The organism is Pseudomonas sp. AB6 (genome assembly GCF_034314105.1).
Classification (GTDB): domain Bacteria; phylum Pseudomonadota; class Gammaproteobacteria; order Pseudomonadales; family Pseudomonadaceae; genus Aquipseudomonas.
In genome coordinates, this window is sequence record NZ_JAVIWJ010000001.1 from 4563686 (window position 1) to 4579964 (window position 16279).

General features: G+C 55.3%; 14 protein-coding genes. 6 read left to right on the plus strand and 8 right to left on the minus strand.

Features of this window, described 5'->3' with window-relative positions; genetic code table 11:
* Positions 1-69 precede the first annotated feature (69 nt).
* The 3 genes from RGW60_RS21375 to RGW60_RS21385 are packed head-to-tail and all read left to right on the plus strand — an operon-like array spanning position 70 to position 2712.
* The gene (locus RGW60_RS21375) at positions 70-612 is read left to right on the plus strand and encodes a hypothetical protein (RefSeq protein ID WP_322206466.1); all 543 of its coding nucleotides are present in this window, start codon (positions 70-72) and stop codon (positions 610-612) included.
* 57 nt (positions 613-669) lie between these two features.
* Positions 670-1662 (plus strand): sel1 repeat family protein, encoded by a 993-nt coding sequence (locus tag RGW60_RS21380; RefSeq protein ID WP_322206467.1) that lies wholly within the window; start codon positions 670-672, stop codon positions 1660-1662.
* Between the two features lie 57 nt (positions 1663-1719).
* The gene (locus tag RGW60_RS21385; protein ID WP_322206469.1) at positions 1720-2712 is read left to right on the plus strand and encodes a sel1 repeat family protein; all 993 of its coding nucleotides are present in this window, start codon (positions 1720-1722) and stop codon (positions 2710-2712) included.
* A gap of 683 nt (positions 2713-3395) precedes the next feature.
* Here the strand turns inward: RGW60_RS21385 and betA are convergent.
* The 6 genes from betA to RGW60_RS21415 form a co-directional block, all read right to left on the minus strand.
* Positions 3396-5090, minus strand: coding sequence for a choline dehydrogenase (gene betA / locus RGW60_RS21390; RefSeq protein WP_322206471.1), 1695 nt, complete (start codon positions 5088-5090; stop codon positions 3396-3398).
* 125 nt (positions 5091-5215) lie between these two features.
* Complete coding sequence (gene betB, locus RGW60_RS21395; protein ID WP_322206473.1) at positions 5216-6688, minus strand: betaine-aldehyde dehydrogenase; 1473 nt, start codon at positions 6686-6688, stop codon at positions 5216-5218.
* A gap of 78 nt (positions 6689-6766) precedes the next feature.
* A complete protein-coding gene (gene betI, locus RGW60_RS21400; RefSeq protein ID WP_322206475.1) occupies positions 6767-7360 on the minus strand; it encodes a transcriptional regulator BetI in 594 nt (197 codons plus the stop codon).
* A gap of 235 nt (positions 7361-7595) precedes the next feature.
* Positions 7596-8774 carry a choline ABC transporter ATP-binding protein gene (choV, locus tag RGW60_RS21405; protein WP_322206477.1) on the minus strand — a complete coding sequence of 393 codons (1179 nt, stop codon included), beginning with the start codon at positions 8772-8774 and terminating at the stop codon, positions 7596-7598.
* Positions 8771-9616, minus strand: a complete 846-nt coding sequence (choW, locus tag RGW60_RS21410) for a choline ABC transporter permease subunit (RefSeq protein WP_322206479.1) — start codon at positions 9614-9616, stop codon at positions 8771-8773. Before choW ends, choV begins: the two co-directional genes overlap by 4 nt.
* Positions 9617-9682: 66 nt before the next feature.
* A complete protein-coding gene (locus RGW60_RS21415) occupies positions 9683-10630 on the minus strand; it encodes a choline ABC transporter substrate-binding protein (protein WP_322206481.1) in 948 nt (315 codons plus the stop codon).
* 487 nt (positions 10631-11117) lie between these two features.
* Here RGW60_RS21415 and RGW60_RS21420 point away from each other — a divergent pair, with 487 nt between their 5' ends.
* Together RGW60_RS21420 and RGW60_RS21425 are read left to right on the plus strand one after the other, a co-directional pair.
* Entirely contained in the window at positions 11118-12494 is a 1377-nt protein-coding gene (locus RGW60_RS21420) for an L-serine ammonia-lyase (RefSeq protein WP_322206482.1), read from the plus strand.
* 469 nt (positions 12495-12963) lie between these two features.
* Entirely contained in the window at positions 12964-14073 is a 1110-nt protein-coding gene (locus RGW60_RS21425) for a GlxA family transcriptional regulator (RefSeq protein ID WP_322206485.1), read from the plus strand.
* A 109-nt stretch (positions 14074-14182) separates the two neighbouring features.
* On the opposite strand, the gene RGW60_RS21430 is transcribed toward RGW60_RS21425, so the two are convergent.
* Entirely contained in the window at positions 14183-14443 is a 261-nt protein-coding gene (locus tag RGW60_RS21430) for a hypothetical protein (protein ID WP_322167316.1), read from the minus strand.
* Between the two features lie 180 nt (positions 14444-14623).
* Here RGW60_RS21430 and RGW60_RS21435 point away from each other — a divergent pair, with 180 nt between their 5' ends.
* The gene (locus RGW60_RS21435) at positions 14624-15460 is read left to right on the plus strand and encodes a 23S rRNA (adenine(2030)-N(6))-methyltransferase RlmJ (protein ID WP_322206487.1); all 837 of its coding nucleotides are present in this window, start codon (positions 14624-14626) and stop codon (positions 15458-15460) included.
* 132 nt (positions 15461-15592) lie between these two features.
* Here RGW60_RS21435 and msrA read toward each other — a convergent pair whose 3' ends face one another.
* Positions 15593-16240, minus strand: a complete 648-nt coding sequence (gene msrA / locus RGW60_RS21440; protein ID WP_322206489.1) for a peptide-methionine (S)-S-oxide reductase MsrA — start codon at positions 16238-16240, stop codon at positions 15593-15595.
* Positions 16241-16279 lie beyond the last annotated feature (39 nt).

Below are 16279 nucleotides of genomic sequence, written 5' to 3' on the forward strand. Positions count from 1 at the left end.
AAAGCTGCTCTTGAACTTGCTAAGGAACGGGCAAGTCGAGGCAATGCCGAAGCGATATACCAGCTTTTTTTGCTGACCGGTAAAATCGACTGGCTAACCCAAGCAGCAGAGGTCGGTTTTCCAAGAGCTCAATACAGGCTCGGGGGTATATACGAAGATGGGTTTGGCACTTTCCTGATTCCCGGTAACCGGGAAAAAGAAATTGAGAAATGGTACAAGGCCTCGGCGGAAGGTGGCTATGTGCCAGGGATGAGTAGTTATGCCGATAAGCTAAAAAAGCTTAAAGATCTTCAAGGGGCTGGTTACTGGACGGAAAAAGCAGCGGAGGCCGGTCACTTTGGCTCCATGTCCGACTACGCTGTCTGGACCGCGCACATGCCCGACGAAGTCGGCTACCCGCTTGATCTGGTAAAAGCCTATGGCCTGACACTGCTCATGGCAGAAGCGGACCCCGGCAGTGGGCCGTCATCGCCCGGGTACGGAGGGCGGGCACTGCCAAAGGTCGCCGCTAAAATGACCCCCGAACAAATCGAAGCCGGCAAAGCCTACGCCAAAGAATGGGCAAAAACCCATCCGCCGCTGTCGAGATTTCCACCTAAGTTCGGGTTTTAATAGTTGCTGGGCGCTTCATTTGAAAATGAAGCGTCCATTACTGTGGAGGGTAACTGCATGCATAAACTGTTTGTTTACATCACAACGTCGATCTTCACGTTGTTCATTGTCTGTAACAGTGCTTGGGCTGAATTAACGCCCGAGCAAGAAGAGGCGCGCAGCCAGGGTCTATTTTTCTTGAATATGATCAGTAGTGCAAAGGCAAGCCCTTTCCTTGAAATATCAGCCGAAGCTGGGGACACGGAATCGCAGTATTATTTAGCTGAAATTCTTAGGCGGAACAACAAATTCATAACGCCGAAGGCACAAGCGCTGTACGAAGCTGCCGCCGAAAAAGGCGATATCTACTCGATGATGCGATTAGCCAATAAAAAAAACGACCTTTGCCACATTATGGAGAACTGCCCACCGGATATAAAAACACCTCAGCAATGGTCGGAAACCGCTCGCGCACTGGCCAAAGAGCGAGCCGCTCAGGGGGATGGTGAAGCCATGCAGCAGCTTTTCTTGATGACCACTCATCTTGATTGGTTAATCAAAGCAGCGGAGGCTGGTTTCCCTGAAGCGCAGGAGTTTCTCGGTTCTTTATACAAAGAAGGTGTAGGCACTTTTCTAATCCCCGGCAACCGAGAAAAAGAAATCGCTAAATGGTACAAGGCCTCGGCGGAAGGCGGTTATCCACCGGGTATGAACCGTTACGCCGATCTGCTGAAAAAGCACGGAGACCGCCAAGGGTTTGCTTATTGGATTGAGAAATCGGCCAAAGCCGGTGACTTTGGCGCCATGTCCGACTATGCCGCATGGGCCGCGCATATGCCCGACGAAGTCGGCTACCCGCTTGATCTGGTAAAAGCCTATGGCCTGACACTGCTCATGGCAGAAGCTGACCCCGGAAGAGGACCGTCATCGCCAGGCTACGGAGGGCGGGTACTGAAAAAGGTCGCCGCCAAAATGACCCCCGAACAAATCGAAGCCGGCAAAGCCTACGCCAAAGAATGGGCAAAAACCCATCCGCCGCTGTCGAGATTTCCACCTAAGTTCGGGTTTTAATAGTTGCTGGGCGCTTCATTTGAAAATGAAGCGTCCATTACTATGGAGGGCAACTGCATGCATAAAGTGTTTGTTTATTTAATAAAGTCGATCTTTACGTTGTTCATTGTCTGCAACAGTGCATGGGCTGAATTAACGCCAGAGCAAGAGGAGGCACGGGTTAAGGGTGTCTTTCTTTACAATATGGATGATGGCTATACATCGAAGCCTTTTCTTGAAATAGCAGCCGGGGCTGGCGATGGAGAGTCGCAATATTATTTGGCAGAACTTATACGGATCCGAAAAAAATATATCACTGCCGAGGCACAAGCGCTTTACGAAGCTGCCGCCGAACAAGGTGATATTTACGCCATGATGCGATTGTCCGATAAAGGTGATGACCTTTGCCACATCATGGAGAACTGCCCGGCGGATATAAAAACACCTCAAGAGTGGCTGGAAAGGGCCCGCTCGTTGGCTAAAGAAAGAGCTGCTCAGGGGAATGGTGAGGCCATGCAGCAACTTTTCATGATGACCGGTCAATTTGATTGGTTGATCAAAGCTGCGGAGTCCGGCTTCCCTGTTGCACAGGAATGGCTCGGCTCGTTATATAAAGAAGGTGTCGGCACTTTTCTGATCCCCGGCAACCGGGAAAAAGAAATCGAGAAATGGTACAAGTCCTCGGCAGAAGGCGGCTATCCACCCGGCATGAACAGTTACGCCGATCTGCTGAAAAAGCACGGAGACCGCCAAGGGTTTGCGTATTGGATTGAGAAATCGGCCAAAGCCGGTGACTTTGGCGCCATGTCCGACTATGCCGCATGGGCCGCGCATATGCCCGACGAAGTCGGCTACCCGCTTGATCTGGTAAAAGCCTACGGTCTAACACTGCTCATGGCAGAGGCGAACCCCGGCAGGGGGCCGTTATCGCCAGGCTACGGAGGGCGGGAACTGCCAAAGGTCGCCGCCAAAATGACCCCCGAGCAAATCGAAGCCGGCAAGGCCTACGCCAAAGAGTGGGCGAAAACCCATCCGCCGCTGTCGAAATTTCCACCTAAGTTCGGGTTTTAAGGCCGGCTGACGGATCGCTTCCGTGCGCGAAGGCTTGACGCGGTGTGCGTGGCTCGCCGCATCAAGCCTGTCGCCAACACATTGGCTCTTATCAAACTACTTTTTAATCTTTTAAAAACAATGGGTTGGTGCTGGGTTTGGCGTGTATATCCGGCATTTGTGAGGGCTGAAATTATGGTTTCGCTTTTACTGCGAGGAACCTTTTTCAACCGTCGGGGCGCCGAACCGCAAAAAGGTCCCGCCAAAAGAGCTTGCCCCACCACGCGGGCCCTCGCTTAGGCTCGGTCTTCCCTCACTCCGGCGTCGCTCCGGGGGTCGCCGTGAGCGGCCATCCCTGGCCGCGCACGGCTTACTTGGCATCCTTGCCTCGTTACCCCCTGCGCAACGCCTGCGTTCGGCCGCATGGTTTCACGGGGCCTCTTTCCGCAATTCGATATTCAATTCACAGACGATCTGCGGGCAGGCGGCCATCTGTAGGAGCCAACTTGTTGGCGAAGGTCCTTCGGACCTGATCGCAGCCTTCGGCAGCTCCTACAGAATCTGTGCAGCGCCAAAATGTGGGACCGAATTCATTCGGGAAGGCTTCAGTCTTGACACCCTGCAACCTCAAACCACACAAAGTGCCACACAGTTTGCTGCGCGACAGCGCGGCGTCGAAGACGTGGCGGACCCTCCTACAGAGGTTAGCGGCTCACTTCCCGCAGCGGTTTGCCACGGGCGGGCGCATTGCCGGCCACGTAGTAATCCGCTGTGCTGCGCGGCAAGGGTGTACGACCCCGGATGTTATCGGCGATTTTCTCGGCGATCATGATCGTCGGTGCATTGAGGTTGCCGGTGGTGATCAGCGGCATGATTGAGGCATCGACCACGCGTAATCCTTGCAGACCATGCACCCGGCCTTCGCCATCGACCACGGCCATGTCATCGCTGCCCATTTTGCACGAGCACGACGGATGGAACGCGGTTTCGGCGTGTTCGCGCACGAACTGATCAAGTTGCTCATCAGTCTGCACCTCAAGCCCTGGACTGATTTCGCGACCCCGGTAGGGGTCCAGTGCCGGTTGCTGCATGATTTCCCGGGTCAAGCGGATGCCGTCACGAAATTCCTGCCAGTCCTGTTCGGTGGCCATGTAATTGAACAGGATGCTTGGGTATTCGCGCGGGTTTTTGGACTTCACCTGAACCCGGCCACGGCTTGGCGAGCGCATCGAGCCGACGTGCGCCTGGAAACCATGCTCTTTAACGCCATTGCTGCCGTTGTAGTTAATCGCCACTGGCAAGAAGTGGTACTGAATATTCGGCCACTCGAATACGTCGCTCGAACGGATGAAGCCGCCCGCTTCAAATTGGTTGCTGGCACCAATGCCTTTGCCAAGGAACATCCACTGCGCGCCGATGGCTGGCTGATTCCACCACAGCAGCGATGGGTACAACGAGACCGGTTGAGTGCAGGCGTATTGCAGGTACATTTCCAAATGGTCTTGAAGGTTCTGACCCACGCCGGGCAGGTCATGAATCACTGGAATATCCAGTTGGCGCAGCACCTGTGCCGGGCCGACGCCGGAGCGTTGCAGGATTTGTGGCGAGGCAATCGCGCCGCTGCACAGCAGCACTTCCTTGCGTGCGGAGGCTTCGATGCGTGCGTCGCTGTCGCCGACCAGGTAAGCCACGCCCACCGCCCGTTTGCCATCGAATAAAATTCGGTCGGTCAACGCGTGGGTAACGATGGTCAGGGTCGAGCGTTGTTTGGCTTGATCAAGATAGCCGCGAGCGGTGCTGGCACGCCGGCCCTCGGGGGTCACGGTGCGGTCCATTGGGCCGAAGCCTTCTTGCTGATAACCGTTGAGGTCGTCAGTGCGTGGGTAACCGGCTTGTACGCCCGCTTCAACCATGGCCTTGAACAGCGGGTTGTTGCCGGCTTTGGGTGTGGTCACGCTGATCGGACCATCGCCGCCGTGGAAATCGTTCGGGCCGATATCGCGGGTTTCGGCTTTGCGAAAATACGGCAGGCAATCGAGGTAGCTCCAGTTTTCCAAACCTGGGTTTTTCGCCCAGCCGTCGTAGTCCATGGCATTACCACGGATGTAGCACATGCCATTGATCAGCGAAGAACCGCCCAGGCCCTTGCCACGGCCACATTCCATGCGCCGGTTGTCCATGTGCGGTTCCGGGTCGGTTTCGTAGCCCCAGTTGTAGCGGCGACCTTGCAGTGGGAAGGCCAGCGCAGCAGGCATTTGTGTGCGGAAATCGAAGCGATAATCCGGGCCTCCCGCTTCCAGCAATAGCACGCTGACGCCGTGGTCTTCGGTCAGGCGGGCGGCCAGGGTATTACCAGCGGAGCCAGCTCCGATGATGATGTAGTCGAATTCTTGGGACATTAAATGCACCCTCGATGAATGGGTGGGGTGGGTCAGTTAGGCTATCTTTGCCAATGAGTTTTCTCCCACAGGTGATATTCATTTCTCTGTGGGAGCGAAATCATTTGCGAAGATGCCAGTAGGGATCAAAACACCGACGTGTATTCCCCAAGCTCTACCTGCACCGACTTGATACGGGTGTATTGCGCCAACGAGCTGATCCCGTTTTCACGGCCGACACCTGATTGTTTGTAACCTCCTACCGGCATTTCTGCCGCTGATTCGCCCCAAGCGTTGATCCAGCAGATGCCGGCTTCAAGCTGGTGAATCACGCGGTGGGCGCGGTTCAGGTCTTTGGTGACGACGCCCGCCGCCAAACCGAACTCGGTGTCGTTGGCGCGGCGGATGACTTCTTCTTCGGTGTCGTAGCTGAGGATGCTCATGACCGGGCCGAAAATTTCTTCGCGAACGATGGTCATGTCGTCAGTGCAGTCAGTGAACACCGTGGCCGAGACGAATGCGCCTTTGGCGAACTCACCGTCAGTCAGCCGTTCGCCCCCGCACAGCAGGCGGGCGCCTTCTTCTTTGCCTTTGGCGATATAGCCGAGCACGCTTTCCATGTGCGCAAAACTCACTAGCGGACCAAAGTTGGTGTTCTCATCTTGCGGGTTGCCAACCCGAATGCGCTTCACGCGTTCGAGGATTTTTGCCTCGAAAGCGGCCTTCAACGAGCGCGGTATGAACACCCGTGTGCCGTTGGTGCAGACTTGGCCGGAGCTGTAGAAGTTGGCCATCATCGCCGTATCGGCGGCGCGATCAAGGTCGGCGTCGTCGAAGATAATCAGCGGTGACTTGCCGCCCAATTCCATGGTCACGTCTTTGAGCGACGAGCTCGACGCGCTGGCCATGACTTTTTTGCCAGTGTCGGTCCCGCCGGTGAACGAGATTTTTTCAATGCGCGGGTGTTCAGTCAGCCATGTGCCTACTTCACGGCCGCTGCCGGTCAGCACGTTGAACACGCCATCTGGAACGCCGGCTTGGGTGTAGATCTCCGCCAGCTTCAGCGTGGTCAGCGACGTGACTTCGCTGGGTTTAAAGATCATCGCATTGCCCGCCGCCAGCGCCGGTGCGGATTTCCACAGGGCGATTTGGATCGGATAGTTCCAGGCGCCGATCCCGGCCACTACACCCAGCGGTTCGCGACGGGTGTACACGAACGAGGTGCTGCGCAGAGGAATTTGCTCGCCTTCGATGGCGGGCACCAAGCCTGCGTAATATTCCAGCACGTCAGCGCCGGTCACGATGTCGACGTAACGGGTTTCGGAAATCGCTTTGCCGGTGTCGAGGGTTTCCAGGTCGGCCAGCTCATCGTTGCGTTCACGCAAGATGTCCACGGCGCGGCGCAAGATCCGCGAACGCTGCATGGCGGTCATGGCGGCCCAGATTTTTTGGCCTTTTTCGGCACTGACCACGGCGCGTTCGACGTCGTCTTTGCCTGCGCGCTGCACGGTAGCCAAGATTTGGCCGTTAGCCGGGTTGATGGCGTCGAACGTAGCGTCGCTACTGGAATCGACGTAACCGCCATCGATGTAGAGTTTTTGAAGTTCGAATCGGGGCATGGTGTCCTCGCAAGTGCGGTATGTCTGGGTTTCAAGGCTACTGAGCACAGGGCTGATATGCAGATGCGCAAGAACGCACTAGCTCGCCTGTTTTGCCAGTTGGAAGTCCATATATTCGTAAGCGATTTGCTGCGCTTGCTCGGTGTCGAATGCATCGCCTGACAGCGCGCCGCGTAACCACAAACCGTCGATCAATGCCGCCAGGCCGCGAGCAGCGGTGCGCGCCTCGCTCAATGACAGCACTCGGCGAAATTGGCAGCACAGGTTTGAATAAAGCCGGTGATCGTTGATCCTCTGCAACCTGTGCAATGACGGCTGGTGCATGCTGGTGGCCCAGAAGGCTAACCAGGTTTTCATTGCCGGGCCGTTGACTTGGCTGGCATCGAAGTTACCTTCGATGATGACTTGAAGATGAGCCCGTGGGTTGTCGTCGCCGAGTGCCAGACGGCGGTCGTGAACGCTCTGGCTCAGGGCATTCATCAAATGACGCATGGTCGCTGCGATCAGGCCGTTTTTGTCCTGAAAGTAGTGACTGATGATGCCGTTGGACACACCCGCCAAGCGAGCGATCAGCGCAATGCTGGCGTCTCCCATTCCAACTTGATCAACCGCCTCTAGAGTGGCGTGGATCAGCTGTTGACGGCGGATGGGTTGCATACCGACTTTGGGCATATCAAGCGTCTCCTTTGGTCGCTCAATGGTCCTGAAGTGACCGTTTCTGCGATGGCCAGTCTATTTAGTTTTAATTGAACGTTCAATCAATAAAAAATGATGGGCGGATAGTTGGGCAGCTTTGCGAAGGTCGATAAGGGGAAACTGCAGACACCCACTTGTTGGCAAGGCGATGTAATCGGTACACCGCCCAAAGCCTCTCGCCTACAAGTTGGCTCTTACAGAGAATAAGGTGTCAGCCGAGACTTTTGCCTAGCAATGCGTGGTATAGCTCGCTGTCACCCAGGATACCGACCACTTTGTTGTCTTCCTGTAGGACCAGTTTATTGCCGGTCTGGTAGCGGATTTGCAGCGCGTCGCGCATGCCGATGTTGGAATGCACCAAGGTTGGACGGCGGCCTAGGGTTTCCACCGATTGTCCCGGAGCCCAATTTTGAAGGTCGATATTGGCTGCACCTTGTCGAGCGCCAGTGACGGAATTGCCTTCACCCAAGCCAATCCACGAATCACCGCCCGGATCGAGACACACTTCACCGTTTACGCGAGTGCAGTTATCCAGTGTTCGCATCAGGCTGCGGCCGCACAACACGTTGAGGGGATTGGTGTGAGCAACGAAGGTTCTTACGTAGTCATCGGCCGGGTTGAGGACGATTTCTTCAGGCTTGCTGTATTGGACAATCCGACCGTCTTTCATGATCGCGATCCGGCTGCCTAGCTTTAGGGCTTCATCAAGGTCGTGGCTTACGAACACGATAGTTTTGTTCAGCTTGCGTTGCAGTTCCAGCAGTTCGTCTTGAAGGCCTTGGCGGATCAGCGGGTCGAGCGCGGAAAACGGCTCGTCCATCAACAGAATATCGGCGTCCATGGCCAGCGCGCGAGCTAGACCGACACGCTGTTGCATGCCACCGGAAAGCTCGTTGGGTTTCTTATTGCGCCATTGGACAAGGCCTACTAGCTCGAGTTTTTCATCTACCAACTTGTTACGTTCTTGAGGCGCACGGTGCTGCATTTCCAAGCCGAAACTGATGTTCTCGCGAACCGTAAGCCAAGGCATTAGCGCGAATTTTTGGAAGACCATGGCGATACGCTTAGTACGCATCAACTTCAGTTCAGCGGGTGTGCACGAGGCGATATCGATTTGCGCGCCCTCGTGTTCAACAAATAGCTTGCCGCGGCTGACCGTGTTCAGGCCATTGATGCAGCGCAGCAAGCTGGATTTGCCAGAGCCGGAAAGCCCCATCAAAACGCAGATTTCACCTTTCTCAATGTCCAGGCTCGCATTTTCAACGCCGACGATCTGCCCGGTCTTCTTAAGGATTTGGTCGCGAGTCATCCCATTGTCGAGAAGCTTCAGGGCTTCACGGGGGTCTCTGGCAAAAACAACATCTACGTTCTCAAAGCGAATTATGCTCATGCGTCACCCGGTATTTTTGCATCAGGTTGTTTGCAGATACGATCGAGCATGATCGCTAGCAATACGATTGCCAGGCCTGCTTCGAAGCCCAAAGCGATGTCCGCCGTGTTCAGCGCATTGACCACGGGTTTGCCCAGGCCGTCCGCGCCCACCAGTGCCGCGATTACCACCATCGACAATGACAACATGATGCATTGGGTGATGCCTGCCGCGATGCTTGGCATAGCGTGGGGCAATTCGATGCGAGAAAGCAGTTGGCGACGTGAGCAGCCGAAGGCTTTGCCAGCGTCCAGCAACTCTTGCGGTACGTCGCGAATACCCAGGTAAGTCAGGCGGATCGGCGCGGCTATCGCAAACACCACTGTCGAGATCAGGCCAGGTACTACACCCAGACCAAATAGGGTCAGAGTAGGAATAAGGTAAACGAAGGTTGGTACGGTCTGCATTAGGTCCAGGACCGGACGCATCAGGGTGTAGAACAAGGGTCTGTGAGCAGCGACAATGCCTAATGGCACCCCAATGATGACGCACACAAAGGTCGCGAATAGCACCTGTGCCAAGGTTTCCATGGTTTCTTGCCAATAACCCAGGTTGAGGATCAGCAAAAACGAAAGGATGACGAATGCGGTCAGGCCCCACTTGCGCTGAATATAGTGCGCGAGCAGCGCGATCAGGCCAATCAATGCCAGCGGATTGAACCACGTCAGGGCAAATGTTACCCCGTGGATCAATGATTCCAAGGTCGAGGAAATCAAATCGAAATAGTTGGCGCCGTGTTTTGTCAGCCATTCAACAAAGGCGGCGATGTACTCGCCCAGAGGGATTTTGTGTTCAGTCAGCATGGTATTGAATGTCCGCATGCGGGGAATAATTACAACAGCAGACGGGCGAACCCGTCTGCATACCAGTTACTTGGCCAGCTTGGCTTTAACGGCCTCCAGGCCTGGTTTACCGTCTACTGTGGTTACACCGGCTAACCAGGCATCCAGCACCTGGGGGTTTTTCTTCAGCCAAGCGGTAGCCGCTACATTGGGTTTCATCTTGTCGTCCAAGACATTGCCCATCAGCGAACTTTCCATATTCAACGTGAACTGCAGATTCTTCAGCAACTGACCGACGTTGCTGCATTCCTGGGTATAACCTTTGCGGGTGTTGGTGTAGATGGTTGCTTGACCGAAGTTCGGGCCGAAATAGTCGTCCCCACCGGTCAGGTACTTCATTTTAAAACGAGTGTTCATTGGATGCGGTTCCCAGCCCAGGAACACTACTGCAGTGTTGCGGCGCTGAGCGCGATCCACCTGTGACAGCATGCCCGCTTCGCTGGATTCAACGACTTTGAAGCCCGCATCTTTGAGGCCGAAGGCGTTTTTGTCGATCATGCTCTGGATCAGGCGGTTACCGTCGTTGCCAGGTTCGATGCCGTAGATTTTGCCGTCGAGTTCTTTCTTGAATTTGGCGATATCGGCAAAGTCATGTAGACCCTTGTCGTAGAGCTCTTGAGGAACGGCCAAGGTGTATTTGGCGTTTTCCAGGTTGGCGCGAACGGTTTCCACGGTGCCTGCGTCGCGGTAAGCCTTGATGTCGTTCTCCATCGTTGGCATCCAGTTGCCAAGGAACACGTCCATGTTTTTACCGTCGGCCAACGACTTATAGGTCACTGGAACGGAAATCATCGTGGTCTTGGTTTTGTAGCCTAGAGCGTCGAGGATCACGCTGGTGGTCGCGGTAGTAACCGTAATGTCAGTCCAGCCGACATCTGAAAAGTTGACGGTGTCGCACTGGGCGGGTTCTGCGGCTTGCGCCAACAGGGGGAGACTCAGTGCGGCGGCCAACAGCAACGTTTGAGAACCTTTCATCGATGCACTCCTAGGTATTTTCTTCTCGTCATCAGCCTGTAACGACTGACGCTGTTCATGTGGTTTAGCGTGTTACAGCTGAATGGCGAGGCGTTTCACGCGACAGCTCTACCACTGCGCCTGGCAATCGAGTCGAGACTGATCATGTAACAGGGGAAAACAAACGCCTACAGGGGTAGTCGTATCCAGTACATAGTGGGTCGCATCCAGTGTCGGCAAGGTCGCTTACAGATTTATTAGCGGGCGAAAAGACCCTTTTCAAGGGTCACTGCGCAGTTCGAGTGGTCAAATCGGTCGGAAATCCTGTTGCGTGAAAACTCCTGGTCAATACGACGTTGGTGGGTATGGGTGAGTCGGTGTCAGACGACGTGCGCCTGGGCAAAAGCCCGATGATGCGCCCATCTCGGCGGATAGCAGCTTCAGCGTAGCAGCTCCGTCACCGGACGCTTTGGGCGTCGGGAGTCTTGACTACAGAGGGTTTGCGATAATGGCTATCAGCGTGTTCGACCTGTTCAAGATCGGTATCGGTCCTTCCAGCTCTCACACCGTAGGACCGATGCGCGCCGCCGCGCTGTTCACCCAAGGGTTGCGTGAACGCAACGAGCTGGAACAAGTTCGTCGCATCGAAGTTCGCCTGTATGGCTCCCTGTCCGCTACCGGTATCGGCCACGGCAGTGACAACGCAGTGATCATGGGGCTGATGAACCAGTGGCCAGACTCGATTGATCCGTCTCAAATCGGCTTGAGCATTAAGACGCTGAAAGAAACCGGAACGCTATTGCTCAATGGCGACCTGCCGATCCCTTTTGAGTGGCAGCGCGACATGTTGCTCATCGATGAAAACCTGCCGTTTCACCCAAACGCCATGACCCTGATCGCCGAGGGCGAGAGCGGCGATGTGCATCGCGACACGTATTACTCGGTCGGTGGCGGTTTCGTCGTCGATGAAGCGCAGGCCGCCAGCGGAGTATTGGACATGGACTCCACCGTATTGCCTTACGACTTTTCCAGCGCGGACGAACTGCTTCGGCTTTGCAATCAGCACGGTTTGCGCGTTTCGCAATTGATGATGGCCAACGAAAAGGTCTGGCGCAGCGAAGAAGAAATCCGTAGCAGCCTGATGCGTTTGTGGGCAGCCATGCAGGATTGCGTCGAACAGGGTCTCAAGCACGAAGGTATTTTGCCCGGCGGTTTGAACGTTCGCCGTCGCGCTGCACGTTTGCACCGCAGCCTGCAAGAATTGGGTAAACCTAACGTGATCGGCTCGACGCTTAGTGCCATGGAATGGGTGAATTTATTTGCCTTGGCAGTCAACGAAGAAAACGCCGCTGGCGGCCGCATGGTGACGGCTCCGACCAATGGTGCCGCAGGGATTATCCCGGCAGTCCTGCATTATTTCGTCAAGTTCAGCGACGAAGTTAGCGAGGCCAATGTGGTCGACTACCTTCTAGCGGCGGCAGCCATTGGCATTCTGTGCAAAAAAAACGCCTCGATTTCAGGGGCTGAAGTCGGTTGTCAGGGCGAAGTCGGTTCCGCCTGTGCCATGGCCGCAGCGGGGCTCGCGGATATTTTGGGCGCAACACCGGAGCAATTGTGCAACGCGGCGGAAATCGGTCTTGAGCATAACTTGGGCCTGACCTGCGATCCGGTCGGCGGTCTGGTCCAAGTACCGTGTATTGAACGCAATGCAATTGCCGCCGTGAAAGCAATCAACGCCGCGCAGATGGCATTGCGCGGCGACGGTCAGCATTTCATCTCGCTGGACCGGGTGATTCGTACCATGCGCGACACTGGTGCTGACATGCACGACAAGTACAAAGAGACCTCGCGCGGAGGTTTGGCGGTAAGTGCGGTTGAGTGTTGAGCCCTTACTGATGCCTTTGTGAATGAATGGGTTCCCACAGCTGATTTCTCTGTGGGAACCTATTCATTCGCGATTAGGAGTTGTTTAAAACACGGCTGCCCGGTTATCGATCATTTGCTGAAGCCAGCGCCACCTTTTGGCGCGCAATACCTCAAACGCTGACCGCCAGTCTGTTCGTGCACCGCAGTGACACTCTTTTAGTCAGACCCGGTACGCGCTTCACACATGTGATACCGAACTGCTCAACCTCCCTAAACCCTTGCTTTACGCGGCGTTTGTCGCCTTATAGCCTGTGGTGGTAAACCTCCTTATATAGACACATCACGACGTCGTTTTCAGGTTTTATTGAATGCCCATTCAACTTAGGCATGGCAATTGCGTTGTGATATCCAAAACCCTCCACGAATGGGGGAAATAACAAGAGCCTCTTCCTGAGGCCATTAACCGCCTAGTGTGAGGAGATACCGCGATGACTTCGTTCAACTCTGGTGCTCAGTCCCAGAACCAGAACCGCACGCCTCAATCCATCGGCTTTTTGCTGTTGGACAACTTCACGCTGATCTCGCTGGCTTCAGCCGTAGAGCCGCTGAGAATGGCCAATCAGCTGTCTGGTCGCGAGCTATATCGCTGGTCCACTCTGAGTGCGGATGGTGGCCAAGTCTGGGCTAGTGATGGTTTGCAAATCACCCCCGATGCTTCTATGCATAAAGCGCCAGTCCTCGATATCGTGATTGTCTGCGGCGGTGTGGGCATTCAGCGCACGGTAACCCGCGAACACGTGAGCTGGTTGCAGAGCCAGGCACGCCAATCCCGTCGTCTAGGCGCGGTTTGCACTGGCAGTTGGGCGTTGGCATGCGCGGGTCTGCTGGATGGTTTTGATTGCAGCGTGCATTGGGAATGCTTGGCGTCGATGCAGGAAGCTTTCCCGCGCGTTTCCATGAGCACTCGTTTGTTCACCCTCGACCGAACTCGCTTTACCAGTTCGGGCGGCACCGCACCGCTGGACATGATGCTGCACTTAATCAGTCGTGATCACGGTCGCGAGTTATCGGCAGCGATCTCCGAGATGTTTGTCTACGAGCGTATTCGCAACGAGCAGGATCACCAGCGTGTGCCGCTCAAGCACATGCTCGGCACCAATCAGCCCAAGCTTCAGGAAATCGTCGCGTTGATGGAGGCTAACCTCGAAGAACCGATTGATTTGGACGAGCTGGCGGTGTACGTCGCGGTGTCCCGTCGTCAGTTGGAGCGACTGTTCCAGAAATACCTGCACTGCTCGCCGTCGCGTTATTACCTCAAGCTGCGCTTAATCCGTGCCCGGCAACTACTCAAGCAAACGCCGATGTCAATCATCGAAGTGGCTTCGGTCTGCGGTTTTGTATCCACCCCACACTTCTCCAAGTGCTATCGCGAATACTTCGGGATTCCACCACGCGACGAGCGCGTAGGTTCAAATACCGCACAGCAAGTGGCGATGATGCCTATTCCACAATCACTGCTGCTGACACCTTTGTCTGGCCCTCTATCAGCGCTGAGCCAGGCGCGGAATGAATCTACCTTTGCGAGTGTGAGGTTGTAGTTGATGTAACGACAAACTCACACTGTGGGACCGAATTCATTCGGGAAGGGGGTGTGTCAAATACGGCCCTTTCCCGAATGAATTCGGTTCCACAGGTTTGCCAATGCGTTTACCCTCGGCTCTGTTTATAGACCGCCAACGCCGGTAATAACTGCTGATCAATCGCCTGGCGCACGGCCGGTAAAATCATTGCGCTGCCTGTCAGCATTTGCTCGATCATTCGGCGTAATGCCGTGGCGCGGGCCTCTGTTAGGCCGCACACCGCTTGGGCGCACGCTTGTTCAGCGGTGGCGCCAGGGGGCATATCGAAGCCCAATGCCCTGAGTTGGCCGAGCAGGTCTTCTTGGTCAATTAAATCCGCATGCATCATGTGATCTGCTCCTTTATTCGGTATGGGTCGATTCTGGTTCTGCTCTTGCTCGGCGGCAAGGCCCAGTGAGTGCAATGGCCGGTATACCTATAAACAGGTCGTTTTCAGTTAACTCGCTGCCTTTGCGTTTTTTTGCCTGAGGCAAATTCATGTAGACTTTGCGGCCTTCCAGGAGCCGCCATGAATTACCGTCACGCTTTCCACGCTGGCAACCACGCCGATGTGTTCAAACACTTGACTCTGACTCGCTTGATCGCCCTTATGGCGCGCAAAGAGCAACCGTTCGCTTACATCGACAGCCACGCCGGGATTGGTCTGTATGATCTTAAGGGCGATCAGGCCAGCCGCACGGGTGAATGGCTTGAAGGTGTTGGTCGTTTGTGGGGCGCCTCGGACCTCCCGGCGCTCACTGCCGATTACATGCAAGTGCTGCACGACATGAACCCGGATGGCGAATTGCGCTATTACCCGGGTTCTCCGGAAATCGCCCGCCGCCTGACCCGTGAGCGCGAGCGCATCCTGCTAAACGAGAAGCATCCGCAAGACGGTCGCTTGCTCAAAGAGAACATGCGTGGTGATCGACGTGTTGCCGTGCACTTAGGCGAAGGCTGGCACGTGCCGCGTGCGCTGCTGCCAGTGGCGGAAAAGCGTGGACTGCTGCTGATTGACCCGCCGTTCGAGCAATTGGATGAGATGAAACGCTGCACGGTGGCCTTAAAAGAAACCATCGGTCGTATGCGTCAGACGGTGGCGGCCATATGGTACCCAATTAAAGACACGCGTCTGCTGCGTCGTTTCTATCAGGATTTGGCCGAGACGGGCGCGCCGAAGCTGTTGCGTGTCGAGTTGTTCGTGCATCCGTTGAACACGCCGCAGAGTTTGAACGGTTCGGGTTTGGTTATCGCTAATCCGCCATGGGGATTGGAGGAAGAGCTGCTCGAGTTAATGCCATGGCTGGCCCAGACCTTGGGGCAAACCCAAGGTGGTTGGCAGATGGATTGGTTGATTGCGGAGTAGCGCGTAACCAGACAAATCGTTGGTGCTTGATCGGCCCTTTCGCAGGCTTGCTGCTCCCATCGATGTGTGCAGGGCAAAACCTGTGGGAGCCGGCTTGCCGAAAAAATGCGGGTTATTGGGCGCCCCTGGCTCTCACGCCGGCAAACAAACCCCGGTCCCACCCAGCCCGCAATAACCCGCCGGGTTCTTGGCCAGGTATTGCTGGTGATAGGCTTCTGCGTAGTAGAACGTCGGCGCTTCTTCGATTTCAGTGGTGATTTTGCCCAAGCCTGCTTTATCTAATTCAGCTTGAAACGTTTCTTTGCTGGCTATCGCTGCTTCCAGCTGTGACTCTTTTGTGCAGTAGATAACCGAACGGTATTGCGTGCCGATGTCGTTGCCTTGGCGCATACCCTGAGTTGGGTTGTGGGCTTCCCAGAAAACTTTCAACAACGCTTCGTACGTCGTTTGTTCGGTGTCATAAACCACCAGCACCACTTCGCTATGGCCGGTCAGGCCGGAGCATGTTTCTTCATACGTTGGATTCGGCGTAATACCGCCGGCGTAACCCACTGAAGTGCTATAGACGCCGGGTTGCTGCCATAGCCGACGTTCGGCGCCCCAAAAGCAGCCCAGACCAAAGATCGCAAAATCAACACTGCCAGGGAATGGACCCAGCAGCGGATTGCCGTTGACGAAATGTTTTTCCGGAACGCTCATAGGAGTTTCGCGACCCGGTAGTGCTTGTTCGGAGGTAGGCAGTACGTTTTTGTTCACAAGTATCTCCGAGCGCAAAGCCATGATTCATGTCCTCTTGTCAGCGCGAGGTAACAGAATGGG

Bases quoted from the DNA above. Each gene is read 5' to 3' on its own strand.
- RGW60_RS21380 (WP_322206467.1), top strand. From the start codon at position 670: ATGCATAAACTGTTTGTTTACATCACAACGTCGATCTTCACGTTGTTC.
- RGW60_RS21385 (WP_322206469.1), top strand. From the start codon at position 1,720: ATGCATAAAGTGTTTGTTTATTTAATAAAGTCGATCTTTACGTTGTTC.
- betA (WP_322206471.1), bottom strand. From the start codon at position 5,090: ATGTCCCAAGAATTCGACTACATCATCATCGGAGCTGGCTCCGCTGGT.
- betB (WP_322206473.1), bottom strand. From the start codon at position 6,688: ATGCCCCGATTCGAACTTCAAAAACTCTACATCGATGGCGGTTACGTC.
- betI (WP_322206475.1), bottom strand. From the start codon at position 7,360: ATGCCCAAAGTCGGTATGCAACCCATCCGCCGTCAACAGCTGATCCAC.
- choV (WP_322206477.1), bottom strand. From the start codon at position 8,774: ATGAGCATAATTCGCTTTGAGAACGTAGATGTTGTTTTTGCCAGAGAC.
- choW (WP_322206479.1), bottom strand. From the start codon at position 9,616: ATGCTGACTGAACACAAAATCCCTCTGGGCGAGTACATCGCCGCCTTT.
- RGW60_RS21415 (WP_322206481.1), bottom strand. From the start codon at position 10,630: ATGAAAGGTTCTCAAACGTTGCTGTTGGCCGCCGCACTGAGTCTCCCC.
- RGW60_RS21420 (WP_322206482.1), top strand. From the start codon at position 11,118: ATGGCTATCAGCGTGTTCGACCTGTTCAAGATCGGTATCGGTCCTTCC.
- RGW60_RS21425 (WP_322206485.1), top strand. From the start codon at position 12,964: ATGACTTCGTTCAACTCTGGTGCTCAGTCCCAGAACCAGAACCGCACG.
- RGW60_RS21430 (WP_322167316.1), bottom strand. From the start codon at position 14,443: ATGATGCATGCGGATTTAATTGACCAAGAAGACCTGCTCGGCCAACTC.
- RGW60_RS21435 (WP_322206487.1), top strand. From the start codon at position 14,624: ATGAATTACCGTCACGCTTTCCACGCTGGCAACCACGCCGATGTGTTC.
- msrA (WP_322206489.1), bottom strand. From the start codon at position 16,240: ATGGCTTTGCGCTCGGAGATACTTGTGAACAAAAACGTACTGCCTACC.